Here is an 18061-nt window from a genome sequence, read left to right as displayed (position 1 = left end):
TGCGGGGTCGGCGGCGACCTCGTCGCGCTGGCCCGCGCCGGCTGCATGGTCGACGCGCTCGACACCGACCCGCTGACCGTCGCCGTGGCCAGAGCCAACGCCGAGGCGCTCGGGCTCTCCGACAGGGTGACGGTCACGGTGGGCGACGCGGCCGAGGCCGCGCCCGAGGGCTACGACGTCCTGTTCGCCGACCCGGCCCGCCGGGCCCCCAGCGGCTCCTCCCGGGGGCGGACGTTCGACCCGATGGCCTACTCGCCGCCGTGGCCGGTGGTGCTCGACCTGCTGTCCCGGGCCGGGCGGGCGTGCCTCAAGGTCGCCCCCGGCATCCCGTACGAGTTCATCCCCGACGGCGCGGAGGCCGAGTGGGTGTCGTACCGGGGCGAGGTGAAGGAGGCTTCGCTGTGGACCGGCGGGGCCGCGACGGGGCTCGTCCGGCGCGCCACGCTGCTCCCGGGCGGGCACACGCTCACCGCGACCGGCGTGACGGCCCCAATCGGGCCCGTCGGCCGCTACGTGTACGAGCCCGACGGCGCCGCGATCAGGGCGCACCTCGTGGGCGAGGTGGCCGAGCTCGTCGGCGGACGGCTGGCCGACCCGATGATCGCCTACATCACGGCCGACGAGCCCGTCGACACCCCCTGGGCCGCCCGGTACGAGGTGCGGGACGTGATGCCGTTCTCGGTGAAACGGCTGCGCGCCGCGCTCAGGGAACGAGAAATCGGAAATGTCGTCGTCAAAAAGCGGGGATCGGCGGTCGACATCGACCGGCTGCGCAGCGAATTGCACCGTCGCCTTTCTGGCGATAAATCAGCGACAATCATCTTGACGCGAGTCATGGACCGCCCCTCCGTCCTCATTTGCGACCAGCGCTGACCCGCGCTGACCTGCGGGAATGACAAATCAGGGCGATCCATCGATAATCACGAACTTCTTCCGCGCCCCTGACGGACCTTGATCGAAAGGCTAAGGTGGGCGGGCGGGAGTTCTCCCCTGTTGCGCTTAACCGCGTTCCTCCTTCTTTCATCAGCAAACCGGACCTACCGACTATGGCAGACCGTCGGCGTCGAAGGAGCTTTCGGTGGATCATTCCAACCACACCGGCCTTCTGCAGGCAGGCAGCGAACGGGCCATCAACGAGAGGATGCGGGATCTGCTCGCGCGGGTCAGCCAGGATCACGTCTACGAGCAGCGCACGCAGGGAGCCGTCCTCGACGAGATCCGCCAGCGCCTCGAAGGCATGGAGTGGCTGCTGCGCGAGGTACGCGAACGCGAGCTCGGCGGCCTCAGCGGCACCCTGGAGACCGTGAGCGGCCGCCTCGACGACATCACGGCCAAGCCGCCGATGTGGGCCGAGGGCCTGGCCCAGCACATCGAGGTGGTCCGCGATCACGTCGACGCCGTGAGCGAGCAGGTCGGCACCGTCGACGCGCGCATCGAGTCGGTCAACGAGCTGGTCTCGCCGGTGGCCGAGCTGCCCGGCCTGCGGGCCGACCTCGGCACCGTGGGCGAGAGCGTCGACAAGACGCTCAAGCGGCTGCAGTCGCTGCTCGACGGCACCGACGGCGCCGACGGGCTGGCCGGCCGGATGGGAGACTTCGCCACCAAGCTGGGCCAGCTCAACGTCAGCATGGAGGCCGCCGCCAACCGCTTCTCCAGGCTCGACAAGTCGATCGCCGAGCTGGCGGCGCGGGCCGACCGCATCGAGTCCGCCGTGCTCGGCCTGCCGGAAACCGTCGAGGCCAGGTTGGCCGCCACCACCGACCGGCTCAGCTCGGTCACCGAGCAGGTGAGCATCAAGATCGACGCCGCGGAGCACCGCCTCACCAGCCATCTCGGCGAGACCGAGCAGCGCCTGTCAGGCCGTCTCGACGGGCTCGACGGCCGGGCCGAGCGGGTCGACGGCAGGCTGCTGGCCATCGACACCAGGCTCAGCAGCGTCGACGGCCGCATCGAGTCGGCCGACGAGAGCCTGACCGACATCGAGACCCGTCTCGGCGGCGTCGACTCCCGTCTCGACGGCGTCGACAAGCGCATCACCTCAGTCGACGACCAGCTCGACACGGCCGGCAAGCGGCTCACTGCGGTCGATGCCCACCTGAGCCGCCACGACGACCGCTTCGACCAGCTCAACGGCCGCGTCGACAGCCGCTTCGGCGCGCTCGACCAAGCCCTGGCGGGCACCGACCAGCACCTCACCGAGGCGGCCACCCGCAACGAGGGCCGCTTCAACAACCTCGACAACCACCTCGAAACGCTCGACGAGCGCCTCGGCGAGGTCGAAGAGCGGCTGACCATCCGCCACGACACCGCCGACAGTCGTATCGAGAGCGCGGAGAACCGCGTCAACACCCGTCTCGACGCCGTCGACGCCCAGCTCGCCACCCGCTTCGACGGGCTCGACACGCAGCTCACGGGCCTGGCCGCGCGGGCGGAGCAGGCGGGCGAGCAGCTGGAGGCCGTCGACGACCGGGTCGAGGCGGTCAACCAGCGCGTCGGTCAGCTCCCCACCACGCTCGGCATCGGCACACGGATGAGCGAGCTGCTCGACTCTCAGACGGCCGACCAGGCCGGGCGGGTGGAGGCGGCCGCCGCCGCGCTCGCGGAGATGGTCCAGGCGCGTCCCGACCGCGACGAGGTCGCCCAGACCGTCACCGACATCGTCACCCCCGCCACCGGCGACCTCACCAAGCGGCTGGGAGCCCTGGAGGAGACCATGCTCGCGCTGGCCGAAGCCCTCCTCCGCCCGTCCAGGACGAAGGACTGAGGGCGGAGGGCCGGAACGGCAGGCGCGTTCCCGGCGGAAGCGCCACAGGGCCGAAACGCCCGGTGGACCGACCGCTGAGGGGCCCCGCTCCGCACAGCGGGGCCCCACCTACCCTGTGGGCACCCGCATCAGGCTCTGCGCGAGCCGGGCGAAGCAGGGGCTCCCGCCTTCCCGAGCCACCCCGAGGGCGTCACACGTGGACTGTGGTGATCGGCAGCGAGGAGTCGGCGGGGATCTCCAGCGTGGACGGGCTCACCCCGGCCGCGACCAGGTTCGAGCCGAGGGCCGCGACCATGGCGCCGTTGTCGGTGCACAGCCCCGGACGCGGCACGCGCAGCCGCACGCCCGCCGCGTCGCACCGCTCCTGGGCGAGCGCGCGCAGCCGCGAGTTGGCCGCCACGCCACCGCCGATCAGCAGGTCGTGGACGTCGTACTTCTTGCACGCCTGGAGCGCCTTGCGGGTCAGCACGTCCACGACGGCCTCCTGGAACGAGGCGGCCACGTCGGGCACGTGGATCGACTGGCCGGACGCCTCACGGGCCTCCACCCAGCGCGCGACGGCGGTCTTCAGCCCGGAGAAGGAGAAGTCGAGCGTGCCGTCGTCGATCTTGCCTCGGGGGAAGGCGACGGCGGTGCCGGAGCCGGACGTGGCGGCCCTGTCGATGTGCGGGCCGCCGGGGAACGGCAGGCCGAGCACCCGTGCCACCTTGTCGAACGCCTCGCCCGCCGCGTCGTCGACGGTGGAGCCGAGCGAGATCACGTCCTCGGCCACGTCCGGGACGAGGAGCAGCGACGAGTGGCCGCCCGACACGAGCAGCGCGACGCACGGCTTGGGCAGCGGGCCGTGTTCGAGCTGGTCGACGGCGACGTGCGCGGCCAGGTGGTTGACCCCGTAGAGCGGCACGCCGAGCCCCAGCGAGTACGCCTTGGCCGCGGCGACGCCGACCAGCAGCGCGCCGGCGAGCCCGGGGCCCGCGGTCACCGCGATCGCGTCGATGTCGGAGAAGGTCAGCCCGGCCTGCGCCAGCGCCTTCTCCACCGTGGGGGTCATCGCCTCCAGGTGGGCGCGCGAGGCGACCTCGGGCACGACGCCGCCGAAGCGGGCGTGCTCCTCCATGCTGGAGGCGATCGTGTTGGCCAGCAGCGTGTGCCCTCTGACGATGCCGACGCCGGTCTCGTCGCAGGAGGTCTCGATGCCGAGGACCAGCGGTTCGTCAGCCATCCAGGTTCCTTCTCATCATGATCGCGTCGGTTCCGTCGTCGTAGTAGCGCCGCCGCAGGCCGATCTCGGTGAACCCGAAGTGCTCGTACACGCCGCGCGCCCGCGGGTTGTCGGACCGGACCTCCAGGAACATCTCGCGGGCGCCGCGCCTGCGGGCCTCGGCGAGCAGCTCGGTCAGCATGGCGCCGCCGATGCCGCTGCCCTGGTGCGCCTCCAGGACGGCGATGGTCTGGACGTCGGCCTGGTCGGCGGCGGCCGCCAGGCCGGCGTACCCGACGATCACGCCGTCGACGAGCGCCACCACGTAGTGCCTGCTGCGGGGCTGGTCGGCCAGCTCGCCGCGCATCATGCCCTCGCTCCAGGCGTCGAGCGGGAACGTGGTGCGCTCGATGGCCATGACCATGGGCAGGTCGGCTTCGGTCATCTGGCGGAGGTTCACGCCGTCACCTTCTTGGGCGCTCCGGGCACCACCGCGTCGGGCCGCCGCAGGTAGATCGGGCGTGGCGGGTCGAGGGGGGTTCCCGCCGCGAGCCGCTCGGCCGCCAGAGAGGCCAGAGCGCCGGCGTAGGGGTACGGAGGAGCCGCGCTGTGCCCCAATATTTCGGGATAAAGGGCGGCGCCCGCGCCGATCACCGGCAGACCCTCGACCGGCACGTCCGCGGGCCTGTCGACGAACGGCCCGGCGAGCCTGGTGCGCAGGTCGGAGTAGCGCGCCCAGAACACCTCCTTGCGCCGCGCGTCCGTGGCCGCGAGGAACGGCTCCGAGAGCCCGCTGCCGTAGGCGACCGCGTCGAGCGTGCACACGCCGTACGCGGGGACGCCGAGCGTGGTGGCGAGCCCCTGCGCGGTCATCAGCCCGACGCGCAGGCCCGTGTAGGGGCCGGGGCCGCTGCCCGCGACGACGGCGGTGACGTCGCGCAACGCGGCGCCCGCCTCCGCCAGCACGCGCTCGACGGTGGGGACGAGCAACTCGCCGTGACGGCGGGCGTCGATCGTCGTCGACTCGGCGAGCACCCGCTCACCGTCGTGAAGGGCCGCGGTGACGGCAGGAGTCGCGGTATCAAAGGCCAGGACCAGCACGACTGTCTAGCCTACCCGCCGGACGGCCCAGACCCCGCCCATCCGCCCGCCTGCCGGACGCTCAGGCCCAGCCGGTGCGCAGCTTGAGCCACTCGACCGCGACCGCGCCCTGGGCCAGCTGGAACGCCCGCACGGTGGGCAGCCCCGGAGGCGGCGCCTGGCGTCCCTGCCGCACCAGGAACCCCGCGAACGCGGCGAGCACCGCCGTGGCGGCCGGGTCGGGATCGGGGAAGAGCTCCTGCGGAGGCGGCCCGCCCTGCATGGCGACCGACGGCAGCATGCCGATCACGTCGAACCAGGGCGCCCCGACGGACGCCCACGGCCAGTCCACCGCGTACACCCGGCCGTCGTCGGTGAGCAGCACGTTGTCGGCCCGCAGGTCGGCGTGGACGAGCGTGTCGCCGGCGGCCGCCTCGACCCAGCCGGACTCCAGCTCCGCCAGCCCGTCGAGGTTCCTGAGCGCCCAGGGGTCGAGGCCGGTGGTGTCCTCGCCGAGGAGCCTGCGCCAGCCGCGAAAGGAGTCGCCGAACCGCTCGCCGACCGTGGGCGCGTCGATCGGCGACGGCGTGAGCGCACTCGACATCCGCCGAACGGCCTCCAGCACCCGGTCCAGCTCGTCGCGCCGCCACGGCATCGCGGGGTGGTGGCCCTCGACGTCCTCGAAGATCAGCACCACCCAGCCGTCGACCTCGAAGCTGTGCAGCAGCCGAGGAGCGGGGGCGGAGCCCGGCAGCGACGCGGCGATCCTGGCCTCAGCGCGGTAGATGACGACGCTCTCGGCGTTCGGCTCGGGCCCGACGGCCTTGACGAAGGCGCGGCGGCCGTTGGCGGCGCGCAGCCGCACCGCCGCGGCGGGCGAGAACCCGTTCGTCTGCGTGACCGCCTCGACCACGCGCCCGCCGAGGAACTCCTCGACGGCGTCGCGGGCGGCCGGGTGGACCTCCTGCCAGGGAACCCGCGAGCCTGAGGCGGGCGGGTTGCTGTCTACGCTCATCTCCCCATCTTCCGGGACCGGACAACCGGTTTTCCGGCAGCTACCGGGGAGCGGGTCAGGCTTTGGAGGCGTAGACGATGATGTTGTCGACGTACTCGCCCTTGGCGTAGTCGAACTTGCCGCCGCAGGTCACCAGCTTGAGCCCGTCGTCGACGTAGACCCGTTTGGCCGGGAAGCTGTCCTTGTGCACCTGCTCGATCGAGTCGACCTTGTACTCGACGACCTTGCCGTCGCTCCGCTCCACCTTGACGATCTCGCCCTTGCGGACCTGGCGCAGCTTGAAGAAGACGGCGGGCGCGGTCTTGGTGTCGACGTGCCCGACGATCACCGAGGCGCCCTTCTCACCCGGCACCGCGCTGCCCGAGAACCAGCCCGCCATCTTGGGCTTCTCGTACGGCGGCAGCTCGACCTCGCCGTCCTTGCTCAGCCCGAGCTTCATCAGCGGCGCCTCGACGTCGATCGACGGGATGTCGATGCTCTCGGGCACCACGGACGCCCCGGCGCTCTGCGGGGTGGTCTGCAGGGACCTGCCGAACGCGACCAGCACCAACCCCGTGGCGGCCCCCGCGAGGACCACCGCTCCCTTGCGGGCCATGGCTAGGCCCTGCGGCGCTTGATCGCCACCCCGATGCCCGCCGCCAGCGCCAGCCCGAGGACGACGCCCGCGGGGCCGAGCGGCACCGTGGACTCGTCGGAGACGTCCTTGGCGTACGTGCCGCCGCCGCCCGCTCTCGGCGCCTTCGTGGGCACGCCGGTCGGGAGGGCCTCCGCCTTGACGACCTTCAGCGTGGCCTTGCCGATGTCGTTGGTGCCGTCGCACTTGACGTCCACGCTGTAGGAGCCGCGCTTGACCGTGCCCGACACCTGCGCCTCGCCGCGCACCCACGGGGTGTTGGCGGGCGCGCCCGTCGCGGTCGGCGTGGCCGAGGACGCGGGTACCGGGTTGAGCGAGACGCCGGAGATGAACGCCTTGGAGGTGGCGGTGCCGGTGTGCGCGGGCCCGCCGGTCGGGACGGGGCAGTTGGCCAGGATCCACACCTTCGACGTCTCGCCCGCGGTGACGCTGTCGGGGTTGAGCTGGACGTCGATGGCCTTCCTGGTGGCGGGAGGAGACCCGGTCGGGGTGGCGGACGTCGACGACGTCGCCGTACCCGAGGGCGTGGCGGTCGGTGTGGTCTCCGCTGAAGCGGAGCATCCGACCAGGCCGATCGTGACAATGGCTCCCGCGTACGCGACCCGCCTGACCCTGAGCACCGCCGCACCCCACTTTGCCGTCTTGCCGAAAAGCATCCCCAGATTTTGGGATGCTGCCCCTCCTGATACCCAGAAAATCCGGGCGAACCCCAGCCAATGATCATGTTTCATATCAATGGCCGGGTACGTCAAGGGTGCCAGCCAGACCCGGCGATGGCGCGGGTTTTACTCTTCGGCCGGATCAGACGGCGTGTCGGCCCCTCCGTCGACCCCCCTGTCGGCCCCTGTGCGGGCCTCTGTGCCGGCCCATCGGGGGCCGACGCCGCGCAGGGTCACGATGCGGGCGTCGTCGCCCGACTCGCGGTCGATGTGGATCTCCAGGCGGTCCTCCGACAGCCCCTCCACCAGGCCCTCGCCCCACTCGACGACCGTCACCGACTCCTCCAGCGAGGCGTCGAGGTCGAGGTCGTCGACCTCCAGGTCGCCGCCGAGGCGGTAGGCGTCGGCGTGCACGAGCGGCGGCCCCTCCCCCAGCGAAGGGTGGACCCTGGCGATCACGAAGGTGGGCGAGGTGATCGGGCCGCGTACCTTGAGCCCCTCGGCGATGCCCTGCACCAGCGTGGTCTTGCCCGCGCCCAGCGGCCCCGACAGGACCACCAGGTCGCCGGGGCGCAGCCGGGCGGCCAGCCGGGTGCCGTACGCCCGCATCTCGTCGGCCGTCGCGAGTCGCTCCATCACAGCTCCACGCGCTTGATCAGCTCCCGCAGCGCGTCGTTCACCACGCCAGGACGCTCCAGCTGAATCAGGTGGGAGGTGTCGGGGACCTCGGTGAGCTGCGCCTCGGGCAACGCCGCCGCGATCGCCGCGCTGTGCTCGGGCGGGGTCAGCCAGTCTTTGGCGCCCACCAGGATCGCCGTGGGCACCGGGTCGAGGACGTGGAGGGCCTGAAGCTTGTCGTGGTTCATCAGGGCGGGGTAGAAGTCGGCGATCACCTCGGTGGGGGTCGCACGGATCATCGACTCGGCGAAGTCGACCAGGGTGGGGCTGACGTTCTTCGAGTCGCCGAAGCCCATGTAGCGGGTGATCAGGAAGGCGATGTCGCTGCCGACGCTCCTGGTGCGGTCGACCAGCGCGCCACGCCTGCCAAGCATCGAGACCGTCGTGGGGGCGACCTTGTGCACGACCTTCGACACCAGCGCGGGCAGGCCCAGCGTGATCTCGGCCAGCTTGCCCGCGGACGTGGCGATGAGCGACACCGCGCGGATCTTGTCGCCGAACAACTCGGGATGCCGGTCGGCGAGCGCCATGATCGTCATGCCGCCCATGGAGTGGCCGACCAGCACGCAGGGGCCGGGCACGAACCGCTCGATCACCTCGGCCAGGTCGTCGCCCAGCCGGTCGATGGTGCTGTCGGCGGCGGTGCCGCGCTGGGACCTGCCGTGCGAACGCTGGTCCCACAGCACCATGCGGTAGTTCTCACGCAGGTCTCTGCGCTGGTAGTGCCAGGACTCCAGGCTGAGGCAGTAGCCGTGGCAGAACACGATCGTCAGCGGCGCGTCCTCCGGCCCGTCGATCTCGACGTGCAGGGCCGTCCCGTCGGAGGTGATCAGCGTGCGCTCCCTGCCGCGCAACTCGCCGAACGGCTCACTGGCCTCGATGTCGGGACGCAGCCTGATCCGGCCCACCGCGTAGCGCTTGGCCAGCGCGGCCGCCGCGACGCCTGCCGACGCGGCACCGACGATCGCGCCGGCGATCCCGACCTTCTGCCGTGTTGTCGTCGTCATGTCGCCCATCCCTTGTACACCCGTGGCACCCGCGAACCGATCCTGGTCACGATCTCATGTGTAATCGTGCCGAGGGTATCCGCCCACTCCTGAACGGTCGGCTCCCCCTCCCCTCCCGGCCCGAACAGGACCACCTCGTCGCCTGCCCGCAGCGGGTCGTCGCCCATGTCGATCATGAACTGGTCCATGCACACCCTGCCGGTGACCGTCCTTCGACGGCCCCCTGCCAGCACCTCGGCGCGCCCGGTCGCGTGCCGGAGGATCCCGTCGGCGTACCCGAGCGGGACCAGCCCGAGTGTGGTCTCGCGGTCGGTGACGTACAGGTGCCCGTAGGAGACGCCCGAGCCCTCGGGCACCCGCTTGGCCAGCGCGACCCTGGCCACCAGCGTCATCGCCGGGACGAACCCGAGGTCGCCGAGCTCAGGGATGGGGCTGAGCCCGTACATCGCGATGCCCGTGCGGACCATGTCGTAGCGGGCCCGCGGCAGCGTGACGGTGGCGGCGGAGTTGGCGAGATGCCTGATCACGTGGGACCCGCCCGCGCCGGCCTGCTCGGCCATCTTCAGCGCGGTGTCGAACGCGTCGATCTGCAGCTCGATCGAGGGATGGCCGGGCATGTCGGAGCAGGCGAAGTGCGACCAGAGCCCGACGATCTCCACGACGCCCTCGGCCCGCAGCGCCAGCGCCTTGGCCAGCAGGCCCGGCCAGGCGGCCAGCGGCGCGCCGCCCCTGCCCATGCCGGTGTCGGCCTCCAGGTGCATGCGGGCGGTGCGCCCGGTGAGGCGGGCCGCGGCGGCGATCTCGTCGAGCAGCCCCTCGTCGGCGGCCGACAGCTCGACGTCGGCCTCCAGGGCCTCGTCGAGGGGCTCGCCCGGGGTGATGATCCACGACAGCACCGGCGCGGTGACGCCCGCCTCGCGCAGCGCCAGCGCCTCCCTGATGTAGGCGGTGCCGAGCCTGCTCGCGCCGCCCTCCAGGACGGCCTTCGAGGCGGGGACCAGACCGTGACCGTAGGCGTCGGCCTTGACGGCGCCCATCAGCTCGGCGCCGGCCGCGTGCTCCTTGAGGAGCGCGACGTTGTGCCTGATGGCGGCCAGATCCACGCGGGCCTCGGCGGGCGTCGCCTTCGGGGAGTACATCCCTCTAGTTTGGCAGCTCGCCGACGTGGTCGAGCGCGAATCCCGGGCCGCCGCGCGCCTTCACCGCGCGGATGGCCGAGGGCAGCGCCGCCGCGACGTCGGCCGCCGTCAGCGGGGCGCCGCAGGCCGCGATGCGCCCCGCCAGCCCGTGCAGGTAGGCGCCGCACGATCCGGCGTCGTAGCAGCTCAGCCCCTGCGCCAGCAGCGAGCCCGCCACCCCCGACAGGACGTCGCCCGTGCCGCCCGTGGCCAGCCACGAGGTGCCCGTCCCGTTCACCCGAACCGGCCTGTCCTGCTCGGCCACGACCGTGGTGGACCCCTTGAGCAGCACGGTCACGCCCAGCTCCGCCGCCGCCCTGCGGGCGTGCTCCAGCCTGCGTCCCTCGATCTGGTCGCGGTCGGCTCTGATCAGCCGCGACAGCTCGCCCGCGTGCGGCGTGATCAGCACGGGCGCGGCACGCCTGAGCAGCCCCCTGTCCCTGGCGACCAGGGTGAGCGCGTCGGCGTCGACCAGCACGGGCACATCGCTGGCCAGCACCTGGGCGGCCAGCTCGTGCGCCCAGTCGCCGGTGCCGAGCCCCGGACCGAGCACCCACGCCTGCACCCGTCCGACCTCGGCGATCGACGGGTGGTCCAGCTCGGTGACGACGGCCTCCGGCCAGTGCGAGCGCACCTGCGCGATCGGCGCGCTCGGCCCGGCGTAGCGCACCATGCCGGCACCCGCCCGCAGCGCCCCGCCGACCGCCAGCACGGCCGCGCCGGTGTACAGGTCGCTGCCCGCCGCGATACCGAGCACGCCCCTGCGGTACTTGTCGGACTCACCTGCCGGACGCGGCAGCAGGACGTCCAGGTCGCCGTGGGTGAGGGCGGCGACGTCCGGATCGGGCAGGTACGGCCCGAGCCCGATGTCGATCAGCTCGACCGCACCCACGTGCGCGGCCCCGGGATCGACGAGCAGCCCGGTCTTGTAGGCGCCCATCGTCACGGTCACCTGGGCCTCGATGGCGGCCCCCTCAACGGCCCCGGTGCCGGCGTCCACGCCGCTGGGCACGTCCACGGCGACCACCATCGCGGGCGCGGCGTTGGCGGCGAGCGCCAGCCCCGCGTACGGCTCGCGCAGCGCGCCCGCCGCGCCGATGCCGACCAGGCCGTCGATGACCAGGTCCGCGTGCTCGATCGCGGTGGCGTCGGCGACCCGGCCGCCGGCGGCGAGGAACGCCTCCAGCGCCGCCTGGTGGGTCCTCGCCCCGGCGAGCACGGCCTCGGCCCTGGCCCCGCGCCTGGCCAGCCTGGCCGCGGCGTACAGGGCGTCGCCGCCGTTGTCGCCGCTGCCGACCAGCACCAGGACGCGCGAGCCGTACACCCGTCCGAGCAGGGGCGCGCAGACGGCGGCGAGCCCGGCGGCGGCCCGTTGCATGAGCGCACCCTCCGGCAGCGTGGCCATCAGCCCCTGTTCCGCCGCCCTGATCTGGTCGGCCGTGTACGCGGTACGCATGATCAGAAGCTATCCCTCCGCGATCACGTAGGCCACGGCCACGCCCGCGTCGTGGCTGAGAGACACGTGCCAGCGCTTGACGCCCAGCCCGTAGGCGACCTCCGCGACCTTGCCCGAGACGTGCAGCTCGGGCTTGCCGAGCGCGTCGCAGCGCACCTCGGCCTCCAGATGGGCGAGCCCCTTCGGCGCGCCCAGCGCCTTGGCCACCGCCTCCTTGGCGGCGAACCTGGCCGCCAGCGAGTGCACCGGCAACGGCCGCTCGCCCTCGGTGAACAGCCGTTCGCGCAGGTTAGGCGTGCGTTCGAGCGATCTGCCGAACCGGTCGATGTCCACCACGTCCACACCGATGCCCAGGATCATCACCCAAGGCTACGGTCAGAAGGCGCCCTTCTCCCAGGGGCCCCAGATGGCGAACGAGCGCCCCACCGCGGACTGGACGTTGACGTACAGCGTCAGCCCGCCGGGGCCGAAGGTGGCGCCCGGCGCTCCGAACGCCGTGCCGCATCCCAGGTTTCGCCGCTTCGGAGGTGCGAAAGGATAGGCATTCCCCGAACTGGGTGTCGGCAATCCCATGATTTTGTCCACAGGCTGTGGACGGACGGGAGGCGCGACCCGGCCGAGGGCCGGTTTGCCGCGCGTCGCTACGCTGCCTAGGTGACCAACGGCTACGTGGAACTGAGCAGGGAGCAGTGGAGCGAACTCCGCAAGAACACGCCCTTGACTCTCACCGCAGAAGAGCTGGAAGAGCTACGCGGCATCGACGACCCCATCGACCTCACTGAAGTCACCGACATCTACCTTCCTCTCACCCGGCTGCTGAACCTGCACTTCACCGGATCCAAACAGCGCAGCAGCGTGCTGAGTGCGTTCCTCGGGCACCCCGAGCAGCGCGTCCCGTACGTCCTGGGCATCGCGGGCAGCGTCGCGGTCGGGAAGTCGACGACGGCGCGGCTGCTGCACACGCTGCTGGCCCGCTGGCCCGAGCACCCGCACGTCGAACTGATCACCACCGACAGTTTCCTCTACCCGAACGCGGTGCTGGAGGCCAAGGGGATCATGCACCGCAAGGGCTTCCCGGAGAGCTACGACCGCAGGGCGCTGGTGCGGTTCGTGGCCGAAGCGAAGGCGGGTATGCCCGAGGTACGGGCCCCGATCTACAGCCACCTCGAGTACGACATCGTCCCCGGCGAGACCCAGCTCGTGAAGAACCCCGACATCCTGATCATCGAGGGGCTCAACGTCCTCCAGCCCGCCCCGCCCACCGCCTTGGCCGTCAACGACTACTTCGACTTCTCGATCTACGTCGACGCCAAGGTGGAGGACGTCCGCACCTGGTACGTCGACCGCTTCCACAAGCTGCGCCGGACCGCCTTCGAGGACCCGAAGTCGTACTTCAAGTACATCGCCGAACTCTCCTACGACGAGGCGACGGAGTTCGCGGTCAACGTCTGGCGCGACATCAACGAGCGCAACCTGGTCGAGAACATCGCCCCCACCCGCGGCCGGGCCGACCTCGTCCTGCAGAAGGGGCGTGACCACTCGGTCAGGCGGGTACGGCTTCGCCGAACCTGAACGTCTCCTCGAACAGGTAGCTCGCGAACCGGCCCGCGCACCCCTGGTCGTCGATGTCGGCGAACCAGCATTCCTCGTCCTGACCGTGGCAGGTGAACGTCATCATGGGACAAGCCTCCCGGACGGCGGTCAATAGATCATCAATATCGGATAGTCGACAATGGGGCTCGTGCTCCATTTGAGACTGATCAGCCCACACCCCCGCACCGACGAGGTCTCGGCGGTGTTGGACGACTGCCCAGGCGTCACCAACATCGTCATCGTGCCGGGGGCGGCGCGCGAGCCCCGCGGCGACCTGATCCTCTGCGACGTGGCGCGCGAGTCGGGCAACGAGGTGATCGACCGGCTCAAGTGGCTGAAGGAGGAGGGGTCGATCGCCATCGAGCAGGTCGACCTCGCGCTGTCCAAGGTGGCGGAGGACGCCGTCGAGGAGGCCCCCGGCGAGCCCGACGACGCGGTGATCTGGGAGGAGCTCGCACACAAGGTGCGAGCCGACTCCCAGATCACCTGGGCGTACCTGGCGTTCATGGCCATCGCGACACAGCTCGCCGGCATCGGCGTGCTGCAGAACTCCCCCATCCTGATCGTCGGCGCGATGGTGCTCGGCCCGGAGTTCGGCGCGATCGCGGCGATCTGCTTCGGCCTCCTGGGCGGCAGGTGGCGGCTGGTCACCACGTCTCTCAGGACGCTCGTCGTCGGCTTCACGGCCGGGATCGCGGTGACGTTCGCCTGCGCGCTGGTCTCGTACTGGCTGGGGTGGATCGACCCGCACAACCTGCAGATCAACGCGGAGGTCCAGTTCATCGTCAAGCCCGACCGCTGGTCGTTCATCGTGGCGCTGCTCGCGGGCGGGGCCGGGGTGCTGTCGGTCACGGCGGGCAAGTCGTCCGCGCTGGTCGGCGTCTTCATCTCGGTCACCACGGTTCCCGCCGCCGGGTACGTGGCGGTCGCGCTCGCGCTGAGCGACTGGAAGGAGGTTCCCGGCTCGGTCGCGCAGCTCGCGCTGAACATCCTCGGGATGGTCATCTCCGGCACCGTGACGCTGATGGTCCAGCGCAGATTCTGGCCTCAGGTAGGACGCCGTTCATCCCTTTGAACGAGGCCGGACGGCCCCCCTGCGGGTAGGGTCCGGATCATGCACATCCTCGCGACCGAGGGGCTGACCAAACGCTTCCCGACCGTCACCGCGCTCGACCAGCTCACGGTCAGCGTCGGGCCCGGCGTCACCGGGCTGGTCGGCGCGAACGGCGCGGGCAAGTCGACGCTGATCAAGATCATGCTGGGCCTGCTGCCGCCGTCCGCGGGCAGCGCCCGCGTGCTCGACCTGGACGTGACCGAGCAGGGCCCGCAGATCCGCCGCCGTGTCGGCTACATGCCCGAGCACGACTGTCTGCCGCCCGACGTGTCCGCCACCGAGTTCGTCGTCCATCTCGCCCAGATGTCCGGGCTGCCGCGCACGGCGGCCCGCGAACGCGCCGCCGACGTGCTGCGCCACGTCGGCCTGGCCGAAGAGCGCTACCGAGCGATCGGCGGCTACTCCACGGGCATGAAGCAGCGGGTCAAGCTGGCCCAGGCGCTCGTGCACGACCCCAAACTGATCTTCCTGGACGAGCCCACCAACGGCCTCGACCCGCGCGGACGCGACGAGATGCTCATGCTGATCAGGCGCATCGGCACCGAGTTCGGCATCAGCGTGCTCGTCACGTCCCACCTGCTCGGTGAGCTGGAACGCATCTGCGACCACGTCGTCGTGATCGACGCCGGGCGGCTGCTGCGCTCGTCCGCGATCGCCGAGTTCACCCAGTCGACCCAGACCGTCACGGTCGAGGTGGAGGAGGGCACGCAGCCGCTGGCGGAACGCCTGGCGCAGCTGGGCCAGACCGTCACCCCGCACGGGCGTCTGCTGCTCGTCAAGGTGCTCGGGCCCGAGACGTTCGACGTCATCCGCGACGCCACCGTCGACCTCGACCTCTGCCTGATCCGCCTGGAGCAGGGCCGCCACCGCATCGAGGACGTCTTCAGGGAGGAGGCCACGAATGTCTGAGATCTACGACATCGGCTACCGCCACTACGACGGCCCCCGGCACGGCCGCGGCTACTCCTCGCGGGCGCTCGCCGTCCACAGCCTGCGCGGCGTCTTCGGCCTCGGACGCACCGCGCGCAGCAAGATCATGCCGTTCGCCCTGGGCGTCATCATGCTGCTGCCCGCCGTGGTGTCGGTCGCGATGATGGCCCTGATGAAGCAGCGCGGGATGAGCTACAGCGGGTTCGCCGTCTTCATGCAGCCCGTCCTGGCGATCTTCCTGGCCTCGCAGGCGCCCACCGTGGTGGCTCCCGACCTGCGCTATCGGGTGCTGCCGCTGTACCTGTCGCGTCCCGTCACGATCGGCGAGTACGTCGGCGCCAAGGTCGTGGCCATGACGGTGGCGTTGTTCCTGCTGGTCGCCGTCCCGCTGACGCTGATCTACGTGGGCGAGCTGCTCGTGGACCTCAAGGGCCCGCCGCAGACCAAGGAGTACCTGGGCGCGCTGGCGATGGCGGCGGTGCTGTCCGTCCTGCTGTCGTCGTTCGGGCTGGCGCTCGCCTCGCTGACGCCCAGGCGCGGGCTGGGGGTGGCCTCGGTCATCGCCGTGTACCTGCTCGCGTCGGCCTCCGTCCCGGTGATCTACGCGACGCTGACCTCCACCGGCAACGACGCCGCCGCCAGATGGGCCTGGCTGATCAACCCGTTCTGGCTGGTCGACGCCGTGCAGGTGTGGTTGTTCGGCACCACGCCCAACTCCGAGGGCGGCTATCCATCCGGGCCCGTTCCCGCCGTCATCGTGGTCGTGCTGGTCGCCGTCGCGGCGGCGGTCCTCGCGCTTCGCTACCGGAAGGCGGCCTCGCGATGAAGATCGAGCTCTCCCAGGTCTCGCGCTGGTACGGCAACGTGGTGGCCGTCAACGACGTCACGATGACCATCGGCCCGGGTGTCACCGGCCTGCTCGGCCCCAACGGCGCCGGCAAGTCGACGCTGCTGCACATGATGTCGGGCTTCTTGGCCGCGTCGGGCGGCACGGTCACGCTGGACGGCAAACCCGTCTGGAAGAACCACCACGTTTACCGAAATATCGGTCTCGTGCCGGAGCGGGAGGGAGTGTACGGCTTCCTCACCGGCTGGCAGTTCGTCCTCTCGGCGGCCAGGCTGCACGGCCTGCCCGACCCCGTCGGAGCCGCCCGCAAGGCGCTGGCCACGGTCGAGATGGAGGAACCCAAGGACCGCCGCGTCGAGACCTACTCCAAGGGCATGCGCCAGCGGATGAAGGTCGCCGCCGCGCTCGTCCACGACCCGCCCGTGCTGCTGCTCGACGAGCCGTTCAACGGCATGGACCCGCGCCAGCGCATGCACCTGATGGACCTCATCCGTGCCATGGGGGCTTCGGGCAAGACCATCCTGTTCAGCTCGCACATCCTGGAGGAGGTCGAGCGGGTCGCCCAGCACATCGAGGTCCTGGTGGCGGGCAGGCACGCGGCGTCCGGCAACTTCCGCGAGATCCGCCGGCTGATGACCGACAGGCCCCACCTGTTCAGGATCCGCTCCAGCGACGACAGGAAACTCGCCGCCGCCCTGATCGTCGACAGCTCGGCGGGCGGCGTGGAACTCGGCCCCGACGGGCTGGAGGTGCGCGCCGTCGAGTACCGGCGCTTCGCCTGGCTGCTGCCGCGCGTCGCCCGCGCAGAAGGGATCAGCCTGCACCAGGTCTCCCCCGCCGACGAAGACCTCGAAAGCGTCTTCGCCTACCTGATCACCCGGAGCACCTGATGCCACCCCACCGACCCCCAGCCGCCTCCCACAGCGCGGCCATGAACCCGCGGAGCGTCTGGACAGAGGAGCGGCGGGAGCGAAGCGACCACAGCGACGAAGGAAGCCGCCGGACCCCAGCGACCGAGCCGCCGAACGGAGTGAGGCCATGAACCCGCGAGGGAGCGCCGGCGTCTGGACAGAGGAGCGGCGGGAGCGAAGCGACCACAGCGACGAAGGAAGACGCCGGACCTCAGCGACCGAGCCGCCGAACGGAGTGAGGCCTTGAACACAGTCATTGCCGGCATCACTTACCGGGCGCTGCTCGGCAGGCGCCGGATCGTGCTGCTGATCCTGCTCCCGCTCGCGCTGATCGGCCTGGCCCTGCTGCTCCGCCTGACGGGCAACGACGACCAGCGCTCGGCCTGGATGCTGATGGAGAAGTTCGCCATCAGCACCATGCTGCCGCTGCTCGGCCTCATCGCGGGCACCGGCGTGATCGCCCCCGAGATCGACGACGGCACGATCATCCACCTGATGTCCAAGCCGATCTCCCGCCCCGCCATCGCCCAGACCAAGTTCCTGGTGGCGGCGTCCCTGCTGGCGGTGTTCGCCGCGGTCCCGACGTACGTCGCGGCCTGGCTGCTGGTGGGCAACGAGGACGGCATCGCCCCCGGCTACGCCCTGGGCGCCCTGGCAGCGGGCATCGCCTACGCCGCCGTCTTCCTCCTCCTGGGGGTGATCACCCGCCACGCGGTGACGATCGGCATCATCTACGCCCTGGTCTGGGAGGGCCTTATCGGCAACCTCGTGCGCGGGGCGAAGGACTTCTCCATCCAGCAGTGGGCCCAGTCGATCGCCGACCAGGTCTCCGACTCGCCGTTCCTGAAGGCCGACGTCACCCTCGGCTTCGCGATCCCGGCCCTGGTGATCGTGACCGTCGTCGCCGTCTTCTGGGCCGGACAGCGCCTGCGCGCGTTCTCCCTGACAGGCGACGAGTAGCCCGCCGACGTCCCGGCGCGGCCTGCACGGGTGT

At 71.2% G+C, this 18061-nt stretch carries 20 protein-coding genes; 8 read left to right on the top strand and 12 right to left on the bottom strand.

The window, feature by feature from the left end; genetic code table 11:
* A partial coding sequence (locus tag ABZ297_RS23910; protein WP_355350048.1) for an SAM-dependent methyltransferase occupies positions 1-873 on the top strand: 873 nt, incomplete at its 5' end.
* 205 nt (positions 874-1078) lie between these two features.
* Positions 1079-2764, top strand: coding sequence for a hypothetical protein (locus ABZ297_RS23905; protein WP_355350045.1), 1686 nt, complete (start codon positions 1079-1081; stop codon positions 2762-2764).
* 190 nt (positions 2765-2954) lie between these two features.
* Here the strand turns inward: ABZ297_RS23905 and tsaD are convergent, their stop codons facing one another.
* From tsaD to ABZ297_RS23850, 11 genes are all read right to left on the bottom strand, one after another.
* Positions 2955-3986 (bottom strand): tRNA (adenosine(37)-N6)-threonylcarbamoyltransferase complex transferase subunit TsaD, encoded by a 1032-nt coding sequence (gene tsaD, locus ABZ297_RS23900; protein WP_355350042.1) that lies wholly within the window; start codon positions 3984-3986, stop codon positions 2955-2957.
* Positions 3979-4410, bottom strand: a complete 432-nt coding sequence (rimI, locus tag ABZ297_RS23895; RefSeq protein WP_355350055.1) for a ribosomal protein S18-alanine N-acetyltransferase — start codon at positions 4408-4410, stop codon at positions 3979-3981. Before rimI ends, tsaD begins: the two co-directional genes overlap by 8 nt.
* A gap of 11 nt (positions 4411-4421) precedes the next feature.
* Positions 4422-5066 (bottom strand): tRNA (adenosine(37)-N6)-threonylcarbamoyltransferase complex dimerization subunit type 1 TsaB, encoded by a 645-nt coding sequence (gene tsaB, locus ABZ297_RS23890; RefSeq protein WP_350803972.1) that lies wholly within the window; start codon positions 5064-5066, stop codon positions 4422-4424.
* Positions 5067-5127: 61 nt separating this feature from the next.
* Complete coding sequence (locus ABZ297_RS23885; protein WP_355350039.1) at positions 5128-6060, bottom strand: aminoglycoside phosphotransferase family protein; 933 nt, start codon at positions 6058-6060, stop codon at positions 5128-5130.
* Positions 6061-6115: 55 nt separating this feature from the next.
* Positions 6116-6655: a class F sortase gene (locus tag ABZ297_RS23880; protein ID WP_355350036.1), complete on the bottom strand. Its 540-nt coding sequence runs from the start codon at positions 6653-6655 to the stop codon at positions 6116-6118.
* Between the two features lie 2 nt (positions 6656-6657).
* On the bottom strand, positions 6658-7350 hold the full coding sequence (locus ABZ297_RS23875) for a hypothetical protein (protein WP_355350033.1): 693 nt from the start codon (positions 7348-7350) through the stop codon (positions 6658-6660).
* A gap of 129 nt (positions 7351-7479) precedes the next feature.
* Positions 7480-7989, bottom strand: a complete 510-nt coding sequence (tsaE, locus tag ABZ297_RS23870; RefSeq protein WP_355350030.1) for a tRNA (adenosine(37)-N6)-threonylcarbamoyltransferase complex ATPase subunit type 1 TsaE — start codon at positions 7987-7989, stop codon at positions 7480-7482.
* The gene (locus ABZ297_RS23865; protein WP_355350027.1) at positions 7989-9038 is read right to left on the bottom strand and encodes an alpha/beta hydrolase; all 1050 of its coding nucleotides are present in this window, start codon (positions 9036-9038) and stop codon (positions 7989-7991) included. Before ABZ297_RS23865 ends, tsaE begins: the two co-directional genes overlap by 1 nt.
* Positions 9035-10177: an alanine racemase gene (alr, locus tag ABZ297_RS23860; RefSeq protein WP_355350024.1), complete on the bottom strand. Its 1143-nt coding sequence runs from the start codon at positions 10175-10177 to the stop codon at positions 9035-9037. The genes ABZ297_RS23865 and alr overlap by 4 nt, the downstream gene beginning before the upstream one ends.
* Positions 10178-10181: 4 nt before the next feature.
* Entirely contained in the window at positions 10182-11672 is a 1491-nt protein-coding gene (locus ABZ297_RS23855; RefSeq protein ID WP_355350021.1) for an NAD(P)H-hydrate dehydratase, read from the bottom strand.
* A 9-nt stretch (positions 11673-11681) separates the two neighbouring features.
* Positions 11682-12032, bottom strand: a complete 351-nt coding sequence (locus ABZ297_RS23850; protein ID WP_355350018.1) for a holo-ACP synthase — start codon at positions 12030-12032, stop codon at positions 11682-11684.
* 309 nt (positions 12033-12341) lie between these two features.
* On the opposite strand from ABZ297_RS23850, the gene coaA reads away from it, so the two are divergent.
* Complete coding sequence (gene coaA / locus ABZ297_RS23845; RefSeq protein ID WP_355350052.1) at positions 12342-13244, top strand: type I pantothenate kinase; 903 nt, start codon at positions 12342-12344, stop codon at positions 13242-13244.
* On the opposite strand, the gene ABZ297_RS23840 is transcribed toward coaA, so the two are convergent.
* Complete coding sequence (locus ABZ297_RS23840) at positions 13216-13350, bottom strand: hypothetical protein (RefSeq protein WP_355350015.1); 135 nt, start codon at positions 13348-13350, stop codon at positions 13216-13218. The two genes, coaA and ABZ297_RS23840, sit on opposite strands and share 29 nt — an antisense overlap.
* A gap of 63 nt (positions 13351-13413) precedes the next feature.
* Here ABZ297_RS23840 and ABZ297_RS23835 point away from each other — a divergent pair, with 63 nt between their 5' ends.
* From ABZ297_RS23835 to ABZ297_RS23815, 5 genes are all read left to right on the top strand, one after another.
* Entirely contained in the window at positions 13414-14340 is a 927-nt protein-coding gene (locus tag ABZ297_RS23835) for a DUF389 domain-containing protein (protein ID WP_355350012.1), read from the top strand.
* 39 nt (positions 14341-14379) lie between these two features.
* Positions 14380-15288 (top strand): ABC transporter ATP-binding protein, encoded by a 909-nt coding sequence (locus tag ABZ297_RS23830; RefSeq protein ID WP_355350009.1) that lies wholly within the window; start codon positions 14380-14382, stop codon positions 15286-15288.
* Positions 15281-16135, top strand: coding sequence for an ABC transporter permease subunit (locus ABZ297_RS23825; RefSeq protein WP_355350006.1), 855 nt, complete (start codon positions 15281-15283; stop codon positions 16133-16135). The genes ABZ297_RS23830 and ABZ297_RS23825 overlap by 8 nt, the downstream gene beginning before the upstream one ends.
* Positions 16132-17046 (top strand): ABC transporter ATP-binding protein, encoded by a 915-nt coding sequence (locus ABZ297_RS23820; RefSeq protein ID WP_355350003.1) that lies wholly within the window; start codon positions 16132-16134, stop codon positions 17044-17046. Before ABZ297_RS23825 ends, ABZ297_RS23820 begins: the two co-directional genes overlap by 4 nt.
* Positions 17047-17310: 264 nt before the next feature.
* Positions 17311-18027 (top strand): ABC transporter permease subunit, encoded by a 717-nt coding sequence (locus ABZ297_RS23815; RefSeq protein WP_355350000.1) that lies wholly within the window; start codon positions 17311-17313, stop codon positions 18025-18027.
* The last annotated feature ends 34 nt before the right edge of the window (positions 18028-18061 follow it).

This window comes from Nonomuraea sp. NPDC005983 (assembly GCF_040614375.1).
Classification (GTDB): Bacteria; Actinomycetota; Actinomycetes; order Streptosporangiales; family Streptosporangiaceae; genus Nonomuraea.
The sequence above is the reverse complement of the archived record's forward strand: the minus strand, read 5'-3'. Positions and strand labels throughout refer to the sequence as shown.

Excerpts from the sequence above, each read along its gene's own strand:
- ABZ297_RS23875 (WP_355350033.1), bottom strand. The coding sequence starts at position 7,350 with ATGCTTTTCGGCAAGACGGCAAAGTGGGGTGCGGCGGTGCTCAGGGTC.
- tsaE (WP_355350030.1), bottom strand. The coding sequence starts at position 7,989 with ATGGAGCGACTCGCGACGGCCGACGAGATGCGGGCGTACGGCACCCGG.
- ABZ297_RS23820 (WP_355350003.1), top strand. The coding sequence starts at position 16,132 with ATGAAGATCGAGCTCTCCCAGGTCTCGCGCTGGTACGGCAACGTGGTG.
- ABZ297_RS23825 (WP_355350006.1), top strand. The coding sequence starts at position 15,281 with ATGTCTGAGATCTACGACATCGGCTACCGCCACTACGACGGCCCCCGG.
- ABZ297_RS23840 (WP_355350015.1), bottom strand. The coding sequence starts at position 13,350 with ATGATGACGTTCACCTGCCACGGTCAGGACGAGGAATGCTGGTTCGCC.
- ABZ297_RS23880 (WP_355350036.1), bottom strand. The coding sequence starts at position 6,655 with ATGGCCCGCAAGGGAGCGGTGGTCCTCGCGGGGGCCGCCACGGGGTTG.
- ABZ297_RS23830 (WP_355350009.1), top strand. The coding sequence starts at position 14,380 with ATGCACATCCTCGCGACCGAGGGGCTGACCAAACGCTTCCCGACCGTC.
- ABZ297_RS23855 (WP_355350021.1), bottom strand. The coding sequence starts at position 11,672 with ATGCGTACCGCGTACACGGCCGACCAGATCAGGGCGGCGGAACAGGGG.
- alr (WP_355350024.1), bottom strand. The coding sequence starts at position 10,177 with ATGTACTCCCCGAAGGCGACGCCCGCCGAGGCCCGCGTGGATCTGGCC.
- ABZ297_RS23850 (WP_355350018.1), bottom strand. The coding sequence starts at position 12,032 with ATGATCCTGGGCATCGGTGTGGACGTGGTGGACATCGACCGGTTCGGC.
- ABZ297_RS23865 (WP_355350027.1), bottom strand. The coding sequence starts at position 9,038 with ATGACGACGACAACACGGCAGAAGGTCGGGATCGCCGGCGCGATCGTC.
- ABZ297_RS23885 (WP_355350039.1), bottom strand. The coding sequence starts at position 6,060 with ATGAGCGTAGACAGCAACCCGCCCGCCTCAGGCTCGCGGGTTCCCTGG.
- tsaD (WP_355350042.1), bottom strand. The coding sequence starts at position 3,986 with ATGGCTGACGAACCGCTGGTCCTCGGCATCGAGACCTCCTGCGACGAG.
- rimI (WP_355350055.1), bottom strand. The coding sequence starts at position 4,410 with ATGACCGAAGCCGACCTGCCCATGGTCATGGCCATCGAGCGCACCACG.